Origin of the sequence: Catenibacterium sp. RTP21428st1_D7_RTP21428_210409, from assembly GCF_040227455.1 — a bacterium.
In the GTDB taxonomy this organism is placed as follows: domain Bacteria; phylum Bacillota_I; class Bacilli_A; order Erysipelotrichales; family Coprobacillaceae; genus Catenibacterium; species Catenibacterium mitsuoka_A.
On sequence record NZ_JBEHVX010000012.1, the window covers coordinates 16,919 to 37,642 of the forward strand.

The following is a 20,724-nucleotide window of genomic DNA, read 5'->3' on the forward strand; positions in this document are numbered from 1 at the left end:
ATATTTATCTATGAATAAGGATGGTACCGCGATTTAAGTCGTTCCTTTTAAGGAATGGCTTTTTTATTTTAGGAGGATATTATGAAAAAGTTAACAGGTAATCAGACTCGTGCATTATTCCTTGAATATTTCAAGAAACAGGGACATATGGTTGAACCAAGTGCTTCATTGATTCCCCATGATGACCCAACATTATTATGGATCAATGCCGGTGTAGCCGCATTAAAGAAATACTTTGATGGTACAGAAAAACCAGCATGTAATCGAATCACAAATGCACAGAAATCTATTCGTACAAACGATATTGAAAACGTAGGGAAGACAGCACGTCACCATACATTCTTTGAAATGTTAGGTAACTTCTCTATTGGTGACTATTTTAAGACAGAAGCAATTCATTTTGCATGGGAATTCTTAACAGGTGAAGAATGGCTTGCTTTTGATAAAGATAAACTATATATCACTGTTTATACAGATGATGAAGATGCATACAATGTATGGACTAAAGAATGTGGTGTAGATCCATCACATATTTTAAAGACTGCAGATAACTTCTGGGAAATCGGTGCAGGACCTGGTGGACCAGATAGTGAAATCTTCTATGACCGTGGAGAAAAATATGACCCAGATCATATCGGTGAAAGACTATTCTTTGAAGAAATGGAAAATGACCGTTATGTAGAAATCTGGAATATCGTATTTTCTCAGTTTGATTGTGATCCTACAATTGATCGTAAAGATTATAAAGAATTACCACATAAGAATATTGATACTGGTATGGGTCTTGAAAGAATTACTTCAATCATCCAGGAAGGTGAAACAAACTTCGACACAGACTTATTCTTACCAATCATTCATGCAGCTGAAGAACTAGCTGATGTAAAGTATGCAGAAGATAAAATGGCTTATAGAGTTATTGCCGACCATATCCGTACTGTAACATTCGCATTAAGTGATGGTGCTATGTTTGACCGTGCAGGTCGTGGTTATGTATTAAGAAGAATCTTAAGAAGAGCTGTTCGTTATGGTAAGAACATCGGTATTGATAAGCCTTTCTTATATACTTTAGTGGATGTTGTAGTAGATAACATGAAAGAATTCTATGATTATCTTCCAGAAAAAGCAGAATTCGTTAAGGAAGCTGTTAAGAAAGAAGAAGTGGCATTCCATAAGACATTATCTCAGGGTGAAAAGAAGATCAAAGATGTTATTGCACACTCTGATAATAAGATGATTGATGGTTCTACTGCCTTCATGTTATATGATACATATGGTTTCCCATTAGAATTAACTATTGAAATCGCAGAAGAATCTGGATTTACTGTTGATAGTGAAGGATTCCAGGTAGAAATGAAAGCACAGCAGGATCGTGCTCGTGCAGCCCGTGGTGAAAGAGAATCAATGGCTTCTCAGAAGATTGATTTAATGGATTTCACTACACCTTCTACTTTTGTTTATGACACAGCACCTTGTAAGACTACAGTTATAGGCTTATTCAAAGATGGAGAAAAGGTGGATGAACTCACTGATGAAGGTGAAATCATCGTTGAAACAACTAACTTCTATGCTGAAATGGGTGGTCAGTGTGCAGATACAGGTTCTGCGCATTCAGATCAGTTTGATGCAGAAGTCACTAATGTATTAAAGGCTCCTAATGGTCAGCATTTACATTATATTAAATTAAAGAGTGGCAGCGTACATGTAGGTGATACTGTAGAACTCACAGTGAATACAGCACGTCGTGCATTAATTGAAAATAACCATACTGCAACACATTTATTAGATGCTGCATTAAAGAAAGTCTTAGGTGCACATGTTGGTCAGGCTGGGTCATACTTAGATGAAAACAGATTACGTTTTGACTTCACTCATCCATCAAAGATGACAAAAGAAGAATTAACAGCTGTAGAAGATATGGTCAATGAATATATCTTCAAGGGTGTTGATGTAGATGTTAAAGAAATGCCTAAGGAAGAAGCCATCAGTGCAGGAGCAACAGCTTTATTTGATGAAAAATATGGTGATGTTGTAAGAGTTGTACGTGTAGGTGACTTCTCAGTAGAATTATGTGGTGGTACACATGTTTCTAATACTGCAAAGATTGGTTTATTCAAGATTGAAATGGAAACTTCAGTTGGTTCTGGTGTAAGAAGAATTGAAGCAGTCACTAATGTAGCGGCTTATAAGGCATTAAGAAAATCTGAAGAAACTTTAGAAGAAGTAGGTACAGTACTTAAGGTAAATGATTTCAATAAGATCGTAGAAAAAGCTGAAAGCACAATGACTACACTTAATACAATGAAAAAAGAAATTGAAACATTAACTAGTAAGTTAAATGCTTTAGAAGCAAAGAACCAGGCTTCTCAGGTTGAAGAAGTTAATGGTGTGAAGTTCCTTTATACTCATGTAGAAAAAGATAATGCAGCCGCTAAACAGATGGCATTTGATTTTAGAGATCAGTTAGGTAGTGGTGTTGTAGTAGTAACTAGTACATTTGAAGGTAAGAATTCTTACTTTGTAGGTATTACTAAAGATCTTACAAATACATATAAAGCAGGTGTCTTAGTAAAGGCTATGAATGAAGTTCTTGATGGCCGTGGTGGAGGAAAACCTGATTTCGCTCAGGGTGGTGCACCAACACTAGATAAGATTGATGAAGCAGTTGCTGCAGTGAAATCTAAATTGTAAAAAAATTGAATTTTATCTTCGTTTATACTAAAATAAGTGATATAGGGAGGGTTCATTATGGCACAAGATTATACACAGACAAGAGTATTTAACTCAGAAGATCTCAAACGAGAAGTAATTAGAAACAACTTAATGACAGTTGCTGAGGCTTTAGAAGAAAGAGGATATAATGCAGTTCACCAGATTGCTGGTTATCTGATTTCTAATGATCCTGCTTATATTTCAAGTCATAAGAGTGCAAGATCTATTATTCAGCAAGCTGATCGTGATGAAATTATTGAAGAACTTGTAAAGTTCTATTTGGAGTCTAAATAGTGGAAAAGATATTAGGACTTGATTTAGGATCACGTACTTGCGGAGTTGCGATAAGTGATACATTAGGAATGCTTGCACATGGTGTAGAAACTTATCATTTCAGCGAAAACGCATATAAGAAATGTGCTTATCATATCAAGAATATCGTAGAAGAGAATAATATTCATACAATTGTCTTAGGATTACCTAAGCATATGAATGGTGATCTTGGTGAACGTGCACAGATTTCTATTGATTTTAAAGAACGTTTAGAGAAGATGATGGATGTTGAAGTTATTCTTGAAGATGAAAGATTAACAACTGTTATTGCGACAAATAATCTTATTTTTGGTGATGTTTCAAGAAAGAAACGTAAACAGGTTGTTGATAAGATGGCAGCAGTTGAAATTCTTCAGGGGTATCTTGATAAGATAAGGAGATAAGCAATGGACGATAATAAAATTGTGATTACCGATAATAACGGGGAAGAAAATGTGTTTGAAATTCTTTTTACTTATGAAGATGAAGAGAATGGAAATAAATATGTCATGTATTATAGTGAAGAAGATGATGAGCAGATCTTTGCATCTCGTTATGATGATGATAATCATTTATATGATATTGAAGATCCAGCTGAATGGGAGCGTCTAGAAGAAGTTCTAGAAGACTTCAATATGCATGATGAAGAAGCAACAGATGATAAATGTGATGGCTGTGTATGCGAAGATGGGGACTGCGTCACAGATTGTTCTGAATGTGATAAGAACTAGGTAACAACCGTTACCTAGTTTTAGTAAGGAGATTATTATGGGACTTTTTAGTAAAACAAAAACAGTAGATATTTTCTTTGTAGGCAGCGAAGGAACAGATCTTGATCGTGGTATTTATGCATTCTATCTTAATGTAGATAATGGAGAAATCATCAAGAAATCATTCGTTAAGTCTCTAGCTAGCCCTCTCGCAATGAATAGACAAGGACGTTTCATGTATTTAACTTACCGTAATGGGACAGGACGTGCTCAGGATGGTGGTATCTGGCAGTATGCCTGCATGGAAACTCAGTTAGGACTTGCAGCAAGAATCGGTAACGAAGGACGTACATATATCCAGACTGTCTTAAATAAAGAGCGTGATTATGCTTATGCGATTGATTATTATAATGGTGAAGTAGTCACTATACCAATTAAGACTTCTAAAATCATTAGAGTATCAAAAACAGTAAAACTAGATGGTCATAGTATTGATCTAGTCAAACAAACTGAATCTCATCCTACATTTATGACATTCACTCCAGATAATACAAAACTTATTGTCACTGATTTAGGTGGTGATGAAGTCATCTTCTTTACTGAAGGTGAAAAGGGTGAACTTACTAAGGATGAAGAATTATCATTTAAGTTAAACCCTGGAAGTGGACCATTAAAACTTGTTTATTCTAGTAACCGCAAATTTGCTTATATTCTCAATCAAATCTCAAGCACTATTACATGTTATGCTGTAAAGCATAATAAGTTTACTTTAGTAGATGAAGTGATGACTTATTCTAAGGATGAATATGATGGTGTCAATACACCAATGGATATGGTTATTACTGAAAATGGACGTTTTATCTTTGTAATCAATAAAGGTGATGATACAATCGTTGCCTTTGAAAGAGATAAAGAGACTGGAAAGCTTACAAGAACTGATTGTATAGAAACAGATGAAGGACCTAAGTCTCTACTCTTATTTAGAGATAAGTACTTACTTGTTGCATGTAAACAGGGTGGATCACTTGAAAGCTTTGAAATCAAAGAAGATGAAAAGCGTGCTGTTTTATATGAAACACATCACCAGTTCACAATCCATGCCCCAGTATGTATGGAAAAAGGTACAGAAAACTTACGTGTAGTTAAATAAGGCATGTTCATGCCTTATTTTTCTTATGGTAATTATCGGGTTAATTCTATATAATGGTTAAGGAAAAGGAGATGTATATATGAAAAAGAAAATCATAGTGGCAGTCCTTGTAGTTGTACTATTAATAGGTGGTACTGGCTTATTTTATATAAGTGGTACTGGACATGTCTCTTCTAAAAGTGAAGTGGTGCAGGTAACTGTAAAGAAAGGTGAAAATGCTTATACAGTTTTAAATACATTAGATTCAAAAGGCTTAATAAAAAATAAATTGGTGGCTAAGGTTTACTTAAAGATTCATAAGCCTTCAGTTATCTCTCAAACTTACAATTTGAATAAGAACATGTCTCTTTCAAAGATGTATAGCATCATGTCAAAGATGAACAGCTCTTATGTTGTGAAGTCTTCCTTAACTATTCCTGAAGGAATTACTATTCCTCAGGCAGCTAAAAAGGTTGCAAATGTAACTGGTAAATCAGAACAAGAAGTATTAGATAAATGGTCTGATCACACTTATTTAAAAGAGCTTATTTCTAAATATTGGTTCTTGACAGATGACATTCTCCAAAAGGGTATTTTATATCCATTAGAAGGTTATCTCTATCCTGAAACATATGTACTTTATGATAAATCTACAACAATAGAAAAAGTCACAACAGAAATGCTGGATTATATGGATCAACAATTAACACCTTATAAGGATTCAATAACTAAGCTTGGCTATACACCTCATCAATTTTTAACACTTTGCTCAGTCGTAGAAAGAGAATCTTTATTTGATAAAGATCGTCCAGCCATTGCGGGTGTATTTATCAATCGTTTAAAGACCGGTATGAGATTACAGTCAGATATTACTGTCAACTATGCATTAAATAGAACAGGTGTCAAAGTCACTACTAAGATGACTAAGACTGATTCTCCTTATAATACATATAAATATGCAGGACTTCCTATTGGTCCTATTGCATGTGTCCCACAAAAGACTATGAATGCAGTCGCAAACTATACACCATCTGATTATTTATTCTTCTTTGCGAAGAAAGATGGGACTGTTATCTATTCAAAGACATATAAAGAACATCAAAAAGCAGTGAAGGAGAATAAGTGGTATTAATGAAATCATTTTATGAATTAGAAGAATATGCACTTGTGAAAGATGTGCCTATTATGCAAAAAGAAGGTATTGAATACCTTATTGATGAATTAAATAAAAGAAATGCGGAGTCTGTATTAGAGATTGGAAGTGCCATTGGGTATTCATCTTTAATGATGGCCACTCATGTCAAAGGTCTTCATGTTGATACAATTGAAAGAGATGATATACGTTATCAGGAAGCAGTTGTAAATATTCATGATTTTAATCAGGAAGACAACATTACAATCTATCATGAAGATGCATTAGAGTTTGATGATACATTGTTGAAGCATGCTCCTTATGATTGTCTTTTTATTGATGCAGCAAAAGCGCAGTATCAGCGTTTTTTTGAGAAATATGTTCCTTATTTAAAGGAAGATGGTTTTGTGTTAGTGGATAATCTAGATTTCCATGGTATGATTTTTGATATACCAAATATAAAAAATAGAAATACACGTGCTCTTGTAAGAAAGATCAAACGTTTTAAAGACTGGATCTTCTCTAATGATGAATATGATGCACATTATGTGCAGGTAGGTGATGGTCTATGTATCATTACTAGAAAGGATCAAAATGAAAATCGCAATTAATTTAAATGATCGTGGATACCTTCATGATTATGTTGATATGGGTGTTTCTTTGATTATGGCTGGATCAGACTATAGTGTTTTGACACCAGTGAAGTTTTCTATTGAAGAATTGAAAGAAATCAAAGAACAGGCAAAAGAACTTTATGTTTATGTGAATGCTATGTATGATGAACATGATCTAGAGGGACTAGAAAAACATATTGATGCATTACATGAGATTGGAATCGATGGATTAATCTTCCAGGATTTTGGTGTATTACAAATAGTTAATAAAAAGGGTTATGATTTCAAGATGATTTATCATCCTTTAACTCTTAATACCAATTCAAGTACACTGAATACTTTATCTCATTATGGTATTTCTGGTGCTTTTGTTTCTAAAGAAATATCTTTGAAGGAACAGCTAGAAATACGTAAAAATTGTGATATGCCATTATTTGTATTAGGTCATGGTGTACAGTATATGATGATGAGTAAGAGACATTTAATCTCTAATTATGAAAAAGCAAGTAATACAACATTAAGCCATAATAAAGACGCTCTCACAATTAATCCACGTGGACAGGATTTCCCATGTCATATATATGAAACAACTCGTGGAACGGCTGTATTCAGCAAATCTAGACTATATACATTGGATTTATTCAATACATTAAAGGACTTTGATTACCTTTATATTGAAACAATGTTTATGGATTCAAGAGAAGCTATAGAAGTTATTAGTATGTATTGTGATTGTCTTAAAGCCCTAGAAAGAGGTACATATGAAAAAGAAGTAAAAGAATATCTTCCTTTATTAAGAAAGATTTCAAAACCTCTTGATCGTGGTTTCTTATATGATGATACAATTTATCGTCTTGAAGATGTAAAGAGGAGGGATCTAGAAGATGCAGCCAATAAGTAAGATTATTAATGGTCGTCGTGTGATTGTGAAAAAACCTGAATTACTTGCCCCTGCAGGAAACCTAGAAAAGCTTAAAACAGCTATTATTTATGGTGCAGATGCAGTATTTATTGGTGGTAAGGAATTCTCTTTACGATCACAGGCATCTAACTTCTCTATAGAAGACATTAAAGAAGCAGTACAATTTGCGAATCAATATGGCGCTAAAATCCATGTTACATGTAATATCATCCTTCATCATGATAACTTAGAAGGCATTAAAGAGTACTTACAGGCATTAGATGATGCAGGTGTTACAGCTATTATTGTCGCAGATCCATATATTATGAATCTTGCGAAAAGTATGGACTTAAAGCTAGAAGTACATGTCTCTACACAAATGTCAGTCACTAATTCATCTGCTGTTAAGTTCTTTGAAGATATGGGAATGGACAGAGTAGTACTAGGTCGTGAAACAACTTTTGCTGACTTGAAGGACATTAGAAAAAATGCCCCTGATATTGATTTAGAATACTTTATACATGGTGCAATGTGTATTTCTTATAGTGGTCGTTGTATGTTATCTAACTACTATTCTAGACGAGACGCCAATAGAGGTGGCTGTTCACAAAGTTGTAGATGGTATTATGATTTAGAAGAGAATGGACAATCTATTAATGAAGATTTCCCATTTACTATGTCTTCTAAGGATATGTGTCTCATTCATCATATTGGTGAATTAATAGAATGTGGTGTGGATTCGTTCAAGATAGAAGGGCGTATGAAGTCTGTTCATTATATTGCGACAGTTGTATCTACTTATAGAAAGCTCATTGATACATATTGTGCTGATCCTGATCATTTTGCAGATTCAAAGAAATATGAAGATGAACTACAAAAAGCAGCCAATAGAGCATTCTGTCATGGATTCTTTTATGATAATCCAGGTGTAGATGAACAGCTTTATAACTTAAGAGATGAACATCCTACACAGGAATTCGTTATGCGCGTACTTGATTATGATAAAGATTCTAAACGAGCTAAAATTGAACAGCGTAACTATTTCAAAGTAGGAGACAAGATAGAAATATTCTCTCCTAGTCATTCCAATATTTATTTTACTGTTGATAAGATTTATAATGAAGATAATGAATTGGTGGAAGTAGCCAACCATCCAATGGAAATACTTTATGTAGAAATTGATTATCCAGTATTAGAGAATGATATGGGAAGGAAGGTAAACCATGGAAAATAAAGCTGTCATTATTGGGATTGCAGGTGGAAGTGCTTCTGGTAAGACTTCTATCGCTCAATCCATCTATGATCGTTTTAAAGGCAGTCATAGAGTAAAAATCATTAAACAAGATGATTACTACAAAGATCAAAGTGATAAGACAATGGAAGAAAGAGTAAAAACTAACTACGATCATCCATTTGCTTTTGATAATGATCTTCTAGTATCAGATTTAAAGAAGTTAAAAAAGAAAGAAAGAATTGAAAAACCTACTTATGATTATTCAAAGCATACAAGAAGTGATATCACAGAAGTCATTGAAGATCGTGATGTTATTATTCTAGAAGGTATCTTTGTCTTAGCAGAAGAAGAGGTAAGAGATCTTTGTGATATACTGATTTATGTGGATACAGATGCAGATATCCGCTTTATCAGACGATTAAGAAGAGATGTAGAAGAACGTGCAAGAACTGTTGATTCAGTCTGTAACCAGTATTTAGAGACTGTAAGACCAATGCATGAACAGTTCATTGAACCATCTAAGAAATATGCACATATTATTATTCCTGAAGGTGGGACTAATACTGTTGCGATTGACTTATTGATTACAAAAATAAGTAGTATTCTAGGCGATTAAATCTTTCTTGTCTAATTAAAATAAGTATGTTATTAATGAGTGGCGAAAAAAAACATAGGCTTGTCTTGTCTATGGGATGAAAGCCACATAATTAAAAGAATTAAGATTAATAGAATCAAAGTATTGAATAGTGGAATCAAAATAGTATAAAATAAACATCAGGAAGATTGATTACACTTCCTTATCATAAGATAGAAATTTACCGTTAATGTGGTCGTTGGACTGCTTGGTAATAAAAGTTCTTACTTAAATAGATTTAAACTTGTATTCCAAAGTCTGAAAATGATGTACGATTATAAGCTAAACTTGACAGTAAGAACCCCACGGGCTCACCCGTGGGAGTAGTCAGATTTACGTATACGAGGTGAAAGAAATGGATAAAAAAGTGCAAATTAGTAGAGAAGGTTTTGAAAAGCTAAAAGCTGAAAGAGAAAACCTTATTAATGTTGAAAGACCAGCAGTCATTGAAGAAATTAAGCTTGCAAGAAGCCAGGGTGACTTATCAGAAAATGCTGACTACGATGCAGCAAGAGATAAACAGGCTCGTATTGAAGAAAGAATCAAAGAATTAGAAGTAATGATGCAGAATGCAGTTATCATTGGTTCTGATGTTAAGGTAGATACTCATGTTGTAAACTTAGGTGCTACTGTAACAGTTCTTGATTTATCTGAAGAAAATCCTGAACCTGATACATTTACAATCTTAGGTTCTACAGAAACTGATCCATTACATGGTAAGATTTCTAATGAATCTCCACTTGCGAAAGCATTAATGACTCATAAGATTGGTGATGTTGTAACAGTCGGTGTTGCAAAACCTTATGATGTTGAAATTGTAGATATTAAATATTAATGGTATGAAAGGACACTTCTTGGGAGGTGTTCTTTTTTACTGCACAAAAAAACATTCCAACTCGATATAGTTGGGATGTTTTCATTATTTCAACAACATTCTGTCGTTCACAAATTCACTGCCACTTGCTTCTTCAAACTTCTTAAGTAGGAAAGGAACAGTTAATTTCTTTTTCTCTTCACCTTTTACATCATAGATGATTTGACCATTATACATCATGATCAATCTATTCCCTACATCAATAGCCTGCTGCATATCATGAGTAACCATCATTGCTGTTAGCTTTTGTTCAGTGACAATCTTATTAGTCAAAAGTAATACCTTAGCACTTGTTGCTGGATCAAGAGCGGCTGTATGTTCATCAAGTAAGAGAATCTTAGGCTTTGTGACAGTCGCCATTAATAGTGTTAAGGCCTGTCTTTGTCCACCTGATAATAAACCTACCTTACTTGTCATTCTCTCTTCTAGACCTAAATTTAGAGTCTTTAAGAGGTCATAATACAACTTCTTTTCTTCTTTCTTGATACCCCACTTTAAAGTACGCTTTTGACCACGTCTTTTAGCCATTGCAAGGTTTTCATCAATCTGCATATCAGCTGCAGTACCCATCATCGGATCCTGGAATACACGACCAATAAGACCTGCACGTTTATATTCTGGATACAAAGAAATATCTTTATCATCTAGTTTAATATGACCACAATCAATAGGATAAACACCTGCAATCATATTCATTAAAGTGGATTTACCAGCACCGTTACCACCAATAACAGTAACGAAATCTCCATCATCTAATTGAAGATTAATATCAATCAAGGCTTTCTTCTCATTAATAGTGCCAAGGTTAAATGTTTTTGATACATGTTCAATCTTAAGCATTTTTCTCATCCACCTCTTTTGTAAGTTTCTTATAGTTTGCAGTCTGTTTTCTATTTGCCATTAATACTGGAATAGTTAATGCGAGAGCTACAATAAATGCAGTGAGTAGCTTTAAGTCATCAGTTGATAAACCTAACTGGATAACAATGGCGATAATAATACGATAAATAATTGAACCAACAATAATCGCAATGAGTCTCTTTAAGAAACTGCCATAACGACCAAAGATAACTTCACCAATAACGATAGAAGCAAGACCCATAACGATTGCCCCCATACCGATCTTGACATCACCATAACCAACTGACTGACCGACCATGGCACCACTTAAGGCGATTAAGGCATTTGAAATCACTAAACCAAGTAGCTTAGTATAATCAGTATTGACACCAACAGCTCTTACCATCTGTTCATTATTACCAGTCGCACGTAATGCATTACCTAATTCAGTTCCAAAGAACCAATAGAGTAGGGCAATCACAATAGTTACTGCAATAACACCTACAACTAGTGTTGACTGAGATACTGTTAAACCAACCATTGGTCCCCAGTCATATAAGCTTTCTGTCTGAAGTAATGGGATATTTGATTTACCCATTATACGTAAGTTAATAGAATATAAGCCTAACTGTGCAAGAATACCAGCAAGGATAGCAGGAATCTTACATTTAGTATGTAATAAACCAGTCACAAATCCAGCTAAAGCCCCCGCAAGAGTTGCAGCAAGAATCGCAACGATTGGATTACCATGATTTGTAAGAATAACAGCACATACAGCACTTCCTGTTGCGAAAGAACCATCACATGTCATATCTGCAATATCTAACAGACGAAATGTAATATAAACACCAACTGCCATGATGCCCCATAAGACACCCTGGTAAGTCGCACTTTGTAATGCTAAAAATAAAGACATTCTCATTCACTCCTTAAATAAGTTCCGCCTTATCTAATACTTCCTGTGGAACTTTAATACCAAGTTTTTCCATCTGAGCTTTATTGACCTTTAATTTACAATCGCTCGCTTTTAAGTATTCGATAGGCATAGTAGCTGGTTTACCTTTACCAGTTAAGATTTTAATAGCCTGCTTACCAGCGATACTACCTAAGTTATAGTAATCAATACCATAAGTAGCTAAACCACCTTTAGCACACATACCTTCTTCACCAACAATAACAGGGATTTTAGCCTGATCAGTTACTTTTACAACTGCTGGGATGTTAGAAGCAAGTAGGTTATCAGTTGGAATATATAAAGCATCTGCTTTACCTACAATAGAATCAGTAACTGACTGGATTTCATTAGATTCAGAAACAGTCTTTACTAATGGTGTCATACCCTGAGCTTTGATTTCTTTGACAGCCATCTTACCCTGAATTTCAGAGTTAGATTCATTACCTGCATACATAACTGCAACAGTCTTTGCGTTAGGCATAATCTGTTTTAATAATTTAATCTGTTCTTTAACTGGTGTTAAATCACTTGCTCCAGTCACATTTCCACCAGGTTTTTTATTTGATTTTACTAATTTACTGCCAGCTGGATCAGTAACAGCAGATACAACAACTGGAATATCTTTAGTCTTCTTTACAACAGCCTGAGCTGCAGGAGTTGCAATTGCATAAATTAAATCATTTCCATCGTTCACTAAGCTTTCTGCAATAGTTTCACAGTTAGAGTTTTCACCACTGGCATTCTTTAAAGTAATATTAGAAGCTTTATAACCTGCTTTTACAAGAGTATCCTTAAATCCCTTATATGATGCATCCAATGCATCGTGCTGCATATACTGGATGACTCCAACTTTTACATCAGCCTTATCTTTAGTGCTAGACTGACTACCACAGCCAGTTAATGCTAGACCGACTGCCATTAAACCACATACAAACTTCTTCATAATAGATTCCTCCCTTTTTTCTTTCCCCTAAAAACAAAAAAATTCACCCCAAGAGGGCGAATTATCGCGGTACCACCTCTAGTTCATTAGTCATAGACTAACCTCACTAAATAGCGATAACGGGCAACCCGGGAAGTATTTTGTACTTCCAACTCCATGGTGAATTCAAGAATGTCTGCGTATGATTCGCACCAGCCATCATATCTCTTATGCCTCACATTTCTTTACTATGTCATTTCTCTGTTTTTATAATATAAAAATATAATATAGAAATATTAAGGAAAAGTCAAATAAAACTTTTAAAAGTTAGGGAAAAAACAAAAAAGAAATATAAGAAAAAAGAGCAGATATTTCTGCTCTTAGTAGTTGATTTCTTCGTAAAGAACTTTTAAAAGGACAGCCTTAGAACTCATCTGCTGACGCTTTCTATCATAAGTCTTAATTACGCTGTATTCAACAACGTCATACTTTTCAACTTCTTCATCATCAAGGAAATCAGCCTGTCTGAAGAATAAGTTTTCTTCACCATCCTGGAAGATACTACCAAAATTCTTATCATGATTGTAGAATACTACTTTACCTTCATGACGAGTAATGTAGTTTTCTAGATGATAAACAACTTCACTATATACACGATCAAATGCATCGCTGGCAGTTAAATCAGCATAATCAGCTAAATCAGCATCAGCTTCATATGTTTTACCATTTTCTTCTTCTAGCTTCTTAATGAGGCATTCTGCAAGTGCATGAGCCTTATCCTGACCCTTAGCCTTTGCCATTGCTGAAATCTTTTTATAATCTTCGATATTCTTATAATCGAATCCACCCTTGAAGAATTTATCGATTAGAAGTGTATAAGCATCATCTTCACGATTTGTATTCATATAAAGCTTATAAAGGATTTCAAATGAATCTACTGCATTGAAATGACCCTGTAAAGCGATGAATTCATTTTCAGCTTCTTCATAACGTCCAAGTTCAACTAGAGAGCTTGCACGATAATATTTAACCCAATTAAGGTTGTTATAATGCCACTTTAAGTTATAAGTGAAAGCAATGTTCGCAGTTTCAACACATGCTCTATATGATTCAAGTTCATATAATGCACGTACTTTCATACGATACCATTTCTCTTTCTTACTTTCGAATTCTTTACCATCTTTATTTACAAATGGTTTATCTTCTAGAGTAGGTGCATCTAAGTAGTCTAATAATTCAGATAACTTCTTATAGTCTACTGGATCAGCCTTTAATACATGTTTAATAGCCTTATTGACTGCAGCTTCAAGTGGAGAATATCTCTCCTGCTTACAATATTTAGCAATTTCTTCTAAGATACCATAGAATAAACTTTCGTTCTTAGAAATTTCTTCATCATCGATGTTGATATACTTATTATAAAGAGCATAGCCAAAATAATTGATATATCCTTTTAATTCTGGTGCCATTTCAAGGAATGTTCTTCCTACTTCAATAGCTTCATCAGTCTTACCCTGATTCTTTAATTCTTTAACGAAATCACGTGCCTGGAATTCGCTGAATGAAGAGGCATCCTCTTCGAAACGGTTCTTATAAGCCGTTAAATCTTTTACTTTTGATTCTTCCACATTATCACCCCTACGAGATATTATACATTTTTTTATTATTGATGTGAAGAAAAAACGAACGGAGTTCTCCGTTCGTTATTCTACAGTCACTGATTTAGCAAGGTTACGAGGTTTATCTACATCACAACCCTTAATACATGCTGTATGATATGCAATGAGCTGTAATGGGATAGCTACAAGTACACTCTGTAATAAAGGATTGATATTTGGTAAGTAATAGATGTTTTCTACACCACTGACTTCCTGTCCTTCTACAGTAAATAGGATGACCTCAGCACCTCTTGCGATTGTTTCTTGAATATTAGAAATAGTCTTAGCTGCAACATGAGGCTGAGTGGCTACTGCAATTACTACAGTACCTGGTTCAATTAAGGCAATAGGCCCATGCTTTAATTCACCAGCAATATAAGCGTCAGCATGTACATAAGAAACTTCCTTAAGCTTTAAAGCACCTTCTAATACACTTGCATAATCTAAACTTCTACCAATAAAGTAGCAGTCATGTTTATCTTTCAATGCTTTTGCGTAGTTTTCGAAGATTGCTTCATCATCAATTAACTTAGATACATATTCTGGAAGGTTATTTAACTGTTCCATTAAATCAGTATCTACAGTATCTCCTCTTTTATCTGCAATATATAATGCGATTAAAGTAAGTAATACTAACTGAGTTGTATAAGCTTTAGTAGATGCAACTGCAATTTCAGGTCCTGCACAAGTATAAAGTGTATGCTGTGCCTCTCTAGAAATTGTAGAACCTAAGACGTTAGTCACAGCAATAGTTGTACATCCTTTTTCATTAGCAAGTTTTAATGCAGCAAGAGTATCAGCTGTTTCACCAGACTGTGATACAAAGATACATAATGTCTTTTCATCAATGATTGGATCATTATAACGGAATTCACTTGCTACCTGAGTAAGAACTGGTAAACGTGTTGCACGTTCAAGAATAGATGCTCCACATAATCCTGCATGATAAGCAGTACCACATGCAACATAATAAACCTTATTAAACTTATTGAAATCAACATCTTTTAATTCATCTAATACGATTGAATGTTCAAAGATACGACCTCTTAAAGTTTCTTGAATAACATGAGGCTGTTCATTGATTTCCTTTAACATATATGTATCAAAACCATTCTTCTGAGCCGCTTCCATATCATAAGGAATAGTAGTCATTTCTTTAGTGATTTCTTTACCATCTTTATTATAGAAAGTAATGCTGTCTTTCTTTAATACAGCCATTTCTAAGTCATCTAAGAAATAAACATCTTTAGTATAAGCAAGTAAAGCTGGAATATCACTCGCTGCCACACTTGCATCTTCAGTATGTCCAATAACTAATGGACTTGCCTTTTTCGCAACAACAACTTCATCAGGGTGTTCTGTAGAAACAATACATAAAGCATAACTTCCATCAATACAGTTTAATGTTTTCTTTACTGCTTCTAGAAGATCTCCTTCATAGAAATAGTCTAAACACATAACAACAACTTCTGAATCTGTTTCACTTTGGAATGAATAACCCTTTTCTAACAAAATATCCTTTAATTCTCTATAGTTTTCAATAATGCCATTGTGTACAATAGAAATAGTGTTACTTGGATTTGTATGAGGATGTGAATTTAAGTTAGAAGGGACACCATGAGTTGCCCATCTTGTATGACCAATACCTACATGACCAGTCATCTCGTGATCCTTTAACTTTTCTTCAAGGTTCTTTAAACGACCTTTACATTTTACAGTTGTAAGTACATTATTTAATACTGTTACACCTGCAGAGTCATATCCTCTATATTCTAATTTTGCGAGTCCCTGCATTAAGAAAGGTAGGGCTTCACCATTGCCACAATAAGCTGTAATACCACACATAATCTTGTCCTCCTTGTTTTGTGGAATAAAAACGTTAAAACAAAGGAGTACCTGATGAAATCTGTTCATTGATCACTCAATGTTTTTGTTCATCGCTTAGGCAGTACTATGCCTCTAGACCATCCGCCGAATAGTTCGATTAATCTAGTCCTCGTCAACTTATACAAGTCCTGGCGCTATTTTTAATATCACTTTATCTTAACTGTGTCTATTATATGCTTGATATGTGATAAATCAATCAACAATGTTGACATTTTAAAAATATGAAAACTATATATAATTTTATATATAAATTAGGGAGAAATATAAAAAAATTAAAAGTATATATATAAGTAGGAGGGGATTTTTATATGAAAGAAGATCTAGAAGGAAATATTGAAGAAATGAAGAAATACTTAAAGAAGTTAGATGAGAGTGGCTTATATGATGCAGAGAAATATTCACGTTCTTTATTACATCAAACAAGTCAGTTATCTTATTTCTATTGTTCACTTGTAAAGGATGGTTCACCATCGGATACTTATTATCACGTCCATAAGCGTCCAAAAGAACATCAGATGGCTTATTTTAATATCGGTAGGGGATTTGCTAAGGAACTCATGGATGGGCATTGGTGTTATGTTGTAAAAGATTTAGGCTATAAGATGTTAATTATACCTTGTACATCCATAAAAAAAGAATCATCACCAGTCAATCCACACTTTGAAAAGGACTTAACAGTCCTAGATGACCATGGGATGATTACGCATTCTAGAATGCAGTTAACTGATTTACGTACAGTAGATATTCAAAGACTGGATTGTCGTAAACCATTCTATAACGTCTGTGATGATCAAGAAGAAATTAGAAAATTCATAATAGAACACTTATTTTAAGTTCTATTTGTGCTATGATACTCGTGGTGATGAAACATGAATGAAATAATGAAAGGAATGAAGAAAAGTATTCCAATCGCATTAGGATACTTCCCTGTTGCCTTTTCTATTGGAGTTCATACACCCTTTACTTATGTGCCATTATTTAATGTCATGAGTACTGGTGTACGTCTTATTAGTGCAACACTCATTGCGACATGTATGGGAGCCTGGTTATTTCCAAGGGAGGATGAAGCATGACAAGATATCAGATACTAGCTGTCTTGGTGATGGCACTCTTTACTTATCTGCCTCGTTTTCTACCACTTACTTTCTTTAGAAAGAAGATTACATCTAAGTTTATTAATTCAGCTCTTTATTATTTGCCTTATGCAGTATTAGGAGCTTTGACTTTTCCAGGTGTCTTTAACTCTACACCAAACTTAGTAGAATCATGTGCAGGTATTCTAGTTGCAGTATTTTTTAGTTATAAGGGAAAAGGACTTGTATTTGTGGCTGTTGCAGCCATACTTGCATCTTATATTGTGCAGTTTCCGATTTAAAAATCGGAAGTTGGAGGATATACGCATGAAAATTGTAATCATTAATGGAAGTGCCAGAAAAGGAAATACGCTGGCAGCAATCAATGCATTTATAAAAGGAGCATCAGAAAAGAATAAAATTGAAATCATTGAACCTGACAAACTCAACATTGCACCATGCAAGGGATGTGGTGTCTGTCAATGCTCTAAGGGATGCGTCGATAAGGATGATACAAATTCTGCAATTGATAAAATTGCTGTCGCAGATATGATTCTTTTTGCTACACCAGTTTATTGGTGGGGAGTGTCAGCACAATTGAAACTTATCATTGATAAGTGCTACTGCCGTGGATTGCAGTTAAAAAACAAAAAAGTTGGTACAATTGTTGTAGGTGGTTCTCCCGTAGGCAGTATCCAGTATGAGCTGATTGATAAGCAGTTTGACTGTATGGCAAAATATCTTTCATGGGATATGCTTTTCAAAAAATCATATTACGCAACAGCCAGAGATGAACTTGAAAAAAATAAGGATTCCATGAACGAACTTGAGTGGATCGGAAAAAATTTATAAAGCACACACCAAATTCCCGTTTGCTGAAGGGACGTATAGAAACTATACGTTCTTTTTTAATTGAAAAAAACAGTGGTTTCCCACTGTTAAATAGCCTTAAATGCTTTCTGAAGTTTTGGATAAATAAGTGCAAATACTACATAAGTTAAAATAAGTGTACCTACATTATAACCAATGTTGTATAAGAATGAATAAACCCAAGGGTTCATGTTCTTAGGTGCATAGCTTGCAAATAATACAGCACCAGATAATAAATGTGAAATGAACTTAAGAATCATTCCTACAAAAATACCTGTATAAACTTCAGTCTTGCCTGATTTAAAATTAGGAATAAAGCCTGCAATACCAAGTGCTGATAATGGTACAAGATAGTCTAATACAACAGACCAAGGTCCATAATATAAAGCAAGACCTAATACAAACTGCATAGCAGTGGCACCAACACCGACAATAATTCCATACTGTGCACCCATTAAATAGCTTGCAAGTACGATTGGTAATAAACTTAAAGTAATAGAACCACCCTGTGGCTGTCCTGGAATCACCTTAAATAGTACTTCTAGAACTAACTGCATAGCGATAAATAACGCAACATAAGCAATTGCTCTAGTGGATAATGTCTTCTTATTCATTTATAAATCTCCCCTTTCTAATGACTAAGATGACGCAAAGAAGTCACTAAAAAAGTACGGCCTCTCTACGCTGGTATTACCCAGATCAGATGCTAAGGGACAAGGCTTTCACCTATCTCAGCAATAAATGCGCCCCTGGCAGTAATGATTATATTACAGAACATTCTTTTTGTCACGTAATCTAAATTTATAGTAGAAATGTTAGGGGTTTCTGATTATAATAGGGGTGTTTAGGAGGATATAAGCATGTCAAAAGTTTTAGCAGTTAACTGTGGAAGTTCTTCATTGAAGTTCCAGTTATTTGAAATGAATACTGAAAGTGTTATCACTTCTGGTATTATTGAAAGAATCGGTATGGAAGATTCAATCTTCACTATCAAGTATAATGGTACTAAAGATAAGAAGGTCTTTGCAGTTCCTACTCACAAGGAAGCAGTACAAGTATTACTTGATACATTAATTGAAAAGAAGATTGTTGAACATTTAGATGAAATCAAGGGTATTGGTCATCGTGTTGTACAAGGTGGTCCTTATTTTGATGGGTCTTGTGTTGTAGATGATGATGTGATCGCTAAGATTGATGAATTATCACCACTTGCACCACTTCATAACCCTGCACATATTATTGGTATCAAAGCATTTAAGGAAGCTATTCCTACTGCAGGTGCTGTTGTAGTATTCGATACAGCATTCCATCACTCTATTAAGCCTGAAAATGCAGTTTATCCAATCCCATATAAGTTCTATGAAGAAAACAAAGTTAGAAAATATGGTGCACATGGTACTTCTCATTACTATGTATCAAAGCGTACTCAGGAATTATTAGGCAACCCTGAGCATGCTAATATTATTGTATGTCATTTAGGTGCAGGTGCTTCACTTTGTGCTGTAAAGGATGGTAAATCTATTGATACTTCAATGGGTCTTACACCTCTTGCTGGTGTCATGATGGCAACTCGTTCTGGTGATATTGATGCATCTGTTGTAGACCACTTAATTGAAAATCTTGGATATGATATGAAGACTGTATTCAAGATGTTGAATAAGGAATCTGGTTTATTAGGTGTATCTGGAGTGTCTGGTGATATGAGAGATATCATTGATGCAAAAGATGCTGGTAACCAAAGAGCCGAATTAGCTTTTAACATGTTTAGAAAACGTGTTGCTGATTATATTGGTTCTTATTTTGTAGAACTTGGACATGTTGATGCAATTTCATTCACAGCAGGTATTGGTGAAAACAGCTTTATCGCAAGAGAAGCAATTATTAATCTAATAAAAGAAGCATTAGGCATCGTATTAGATGATAAGGCTAATGTAGAAGGTCATGGTGAAAGATTAATTTCTGCACCTGAATCTAAGATCAAGGTATTCGTAGTACCAACTGATGAAGAATTAGTGATTGCAAGAGATACAAAAGAATTATTAAACTTATAAAATAAGTGAGCATCGCTTTAAGGCGATGCTCATTTTTTTAATACAAAAACAAAACAATAACTTAAAAAGGCTTTATTTAGGAAAAAACAGGTGAGGTTTATGTACATTTCACCTGTTTTTTGCTATGATATTCGATAGGTTGGGTAGAGTCAAAAGTTTATGAAAAACTTGATGAATGACAGATTTCAGGGCTCGATGAACGATGCGATATCATTCATG

Annotated in this window: 22 protein-coding genes, 1 riboswitch and 2 other annotated features (1 of these 25 running past the window's edge); of the genes, 16 read left to right on the top strand and 6 right to left on the bottom strand. The window is 34.4% G+C overall.

Annotated features, from left to right (window positions below):
- Positions 1-49, top strand: a binding site (T-box leader); it begins 149 nt to the left of the window's first position.
- Between the two features lie 32 nt (positions 50-81).
- The 11 genes from alaS (at position 82) to greA (ending at position 10,210) form a co-directional block, all read left to right on the top strand.
- Positions 82-2,688, top strand: coding sequence for an alanine--tRNA ligase (gene alaS / locus ABUA27_RS03265; protein ID WP_287968615.1), 2,607 nt, complete (start codon positions 82-84; stop codon positions 2,686-2,688).
- Positions 2,689-2,745: 57 nt separating this feature from the next.
- Entirely contained in the window at positions 2,746-3,003 is a 258-nt protein-coding gene (locus ABUA27_RS03270; protein ID WP_006506263.1) for an IreB family regulatory phosphoprotein, read from the top strand.
- Positions 3,003-3,425, top strand: coding sequence for a Holliday junction resolvase RuvX (gene ruvX / locus ABUA27_RS03275; protein ID WP_006506262.1), 423 nt, complete (start codon positions 3,003-3,005; stop codon positions 3,423-3,425). Before ABUA27_RS03270 ends, ruvX begins: the two co-directional genes overlap by 1 nt.
- A gap of 3 nt (positions 3,426-3,428) precedes the next feature.
- Positions 3,429-3,752: a DUF1292 domain-containing protein gene (locus ABUA27_RS03280; protein WP_349820222.1), complete on the top strand. Its 324-nt coding sequence runs from the start codon at positions 3,429-3,431 to the stop codon at positions 3,750-3,752.
- A gap of 37 nt (positions 3,753-3,789) precedes the next feature.
- Positions 3,790-4,881 (top strand): lactonase family protein, encoded by a 1,092-nt coding sequence (locus ABUA27_RS03285; protein ID WP_288834550.1) that lies wholly within the window; start codon positions 3,790-3,792, stop codon positions 4,879-4,881.
- Positions 4,882-4,960: 79 nt separating this feature from the next.
- A complete protein-coding gene (gene mltG / locus ABUA27_RS03290) occupies positions 4,961-5,992 on the top strand; it encodes an endolytic transglycosylase MltG (protein WP_349820223.1) in 1,032 nt (343 codons plus the stop codon).
- Positions 5,992-6,603 carry an O-methyltransferase gene (locus ABUA27_RS03295; protein ID WP_287844710.1) on the top strand — a complete coding sequence of 204 codons (612 nt, stop codon included), beginning with the start codon at positions 5,992-5,994 and terminating at the stop codon, positions 6,601-6,603. The genes mltG and ABUA27_RS03295 overlap by 1 nt, the downstream gene beginning before the upstream one ends.
- On the top strand, positions 6,587-7,507 hold the full coding sequence (locus tag ABUA27_RS03300; protein ID WP_129980837.1) for a peptidase U32 family protein: 921 nt from the start codon (positions 6,587-6,589) through the stop codon (positions 7,505-7,507). Before ABUA27_RS03295 ends, ABUA27_RS03300 begins: the two co-directional genes overlap by 17 nt.
- Positions 7,491-8,741, top strand: coding sequence for a peptidase U32 family protein (locus ABUA27_RS03305; RefSeq protein WP_288834553.1), 1,251 nt, complete (start codon positions 7,491-7,493; stop codon positions 8,739-8,741). The genes ABUA27_RS03300 and ABUA27_RS03305 overlap by 17 nt, the downstream gene beginning before the upstream one ends.
- On the top strand, positions 8,731-9,357 hold the full coding sequence (gene udk / locus ABUA27_RS03310) for a uridine kinase (RefSeq protein WP_006506255.1): 627 nt from the start codon (positions 8,731-8,733) through the stop codon (positions 9,355-9,357). Before ABUA27_RS03305 ends, udk begins: the two co-directional genes overlap by 11 nt.
- A gap of 373 nt (positions 9,358-9,730) precedes the next feature.
- Positions 9,731-10,210, top strand: a complete 480-nt coding sequence (gene greA / locus ABUA27_RS03315) for a transcription elongation factor GreA (protein ID WP_022425416.1) — start codon at positions 9,731-9,733, stop codon at positions 10,208-10,210.
- A gap of 84 nt (positions 10,211-10,294) precedes the next feature.
- Here greA and ABUA27_RS03320 read toward each other — a convergent pair whose 3' ends face one another.
- From ABUA27_RS03320 to glmS, 5 genes are all read right to left on the bottom strand, one after another.
- The gene (locus ABUA27_RS03320) at positions 10,295-11,089 is read right to left on the bottom strand and encodes an ABC transporter ATP-binding protein (protein ID WP_022425417.1); all 795 of its coding nucleotides are present in this window, start codon (positions 11,087-11,089) and stop codon (positions 10,295-10,297) included.
- Positions 11,082-12,005, bottom strand: coding sequence for an ABC transporter permease (locus ABUA27_RS03325; protein WP_129980839.1), 924 nt, complete (start codon positions 12,003-12,005; stop codon positions 11,082-11,084). Before ABUA27_RS03325 ends, ABUA27_RS03320 begins: the two co-directional genes overlap by 8 nt.
- A 13-nt stretch (positions 12,006-12,018) precedes the next feature.
- A complete protein-coding gene (locus ABUA27_RS03330; RefSeq protein WP_129980840.1) occupies positions 12,019-12,987 on the bottom strand; it encodes an ABC transporter substrate-binding protein in 969 nt (322 codons plus the stop codon).
- A gap of 49 nt (positions 12,988-13,036) precedes the next feature.
- Positions 13,037-13,237, bottom strand: a binding site (T-box leader).
- Positions 13,238-13,346: 109 nt separating this feature from the next.
- Positions 13,347-14,594, bottom strand: a complete 1,248-nt coding sequence (locus ABUA27_RS03335) for a hypothetical protein (RefSeq protein WP_349820224.1) — start codon at positions 14,592-14,594, stop codon at positions 13,347-13,349.
- Between the two features lie 75 nt (positions 14,595-14,669).
- Positions 14,670-16,469: a glutamine--fructose-6-phosphate transaminase (isomerizing) gene (gene glmS / locus ABUA27_RS03340; RefSeq protein ID WP_287844698.1), complete on the bottom strand. Its 1,800-nt coding sequence runs from the start codon at positions 16,467-16,469 to the stop codon at positions 14,670-14,672.
- Between the two features lie 350 nt (positions 16,470-16,819).
- Here glmS and ABUA27_RS03345 point away from each other — a divergent pair, with 350 nt between their 5' ends.
- From ABUA27_RS03345 to ABUA27_RS03360, 4 genes are read left to right on the top strand one after another with little or no spacing between them, the layout of a single operon-like run.
- Positions 16,820-17,344, top strand: coding sequence for a hypothetical protein (locus tag ABUA27_RS03345; RefSeq protein ID WP_349820225.1), 525 nt, complete (start codon positions 16,820-16,822; stop codon positions 17,342-17,344).
- A 36-nt stretch (positions 17,345-17,380) separates the two neighbouring features.
- Positions 17,381-17,584: a hypothetical protein gene (locus ABUA27_RS03350; RefSeq protein ID WP_349820226.1), complete on the top strand. Its 204-nt coding sequence runs from the start codon at positions 17,381-17,383 to the stop codon at positions 17,582-17,584.
- Positions 17,581-17,886 carry an AzlD domain-containing protein gene (locus tag ABUA27_RS03355; protein WP_349820227.1) on the top strand — a complete coding sequence of 102 codons (306 nt, stop codon included), beginning with the start codon at positions 17,581-17,583 and terminating at the stop codon, positions 17,884-17,886. The genes ABUA27_RS03350 and ABUA27_RS03355 overlap by 4 nt, the downstream gene beginning before the upstream one ends.
- Before the next feature lie 25 nt (positions 17,887-17,911).
- Positions 17,912-18,436 carry a flavodoxin family protein gene (locus ABUA27_RS03360; protein ID WP_129980845.1) on the top strand — a complete coding sequence of 175 codons (525 nt, stop codon included), beginning with the start codon at positions 17,912-17,914 and terminating at the stop codon, positions 18,434-18,436.
- 86 nt (positions 18,437-18,522) lie between these two features.
- Here the strand turns inward: ABUA27_RS03360 and ABUA27_RS03365 are convergent, their stop codons facing one another.
- The gene (locus ABUA27_RS03365; protein ID WP_022424243.1) at positions 18,523-19,068 is read right to left on the bottom strand and encodes an energy-coupled thiamine transporter ThiT; all 546 of its coding nucleotides are present in this window, start codon (positions 19,066-19,068) and stop codon (positions 18,523-18,525) included.
- Between the two features lie 45 nt (positions 19,069-19,113).
- Positions 19,114-19,215, bottom strand: a riboswitch (TPP riboswitch).
- 99 nt (positions 19,216-19,314) lie between these two features.
- Here ABUA27_RS03365 and ABUA27_RS03370 point away from each other — a divergent pair.
- On the top strand, positions 19,315-20,505 hold the full coding sequence (locus tag ABUA27_RS03370; RefSeq protein ID WP_349820228.1) for an acetate/propionate family kinase: 1,191 nt from the start codon (positions 19,315-19,317) through the stop codon (positions 20,503-20,505).
- The last annotated feature ends 219 nt before the right edge of the window (positions 20,506-20,724 follow it).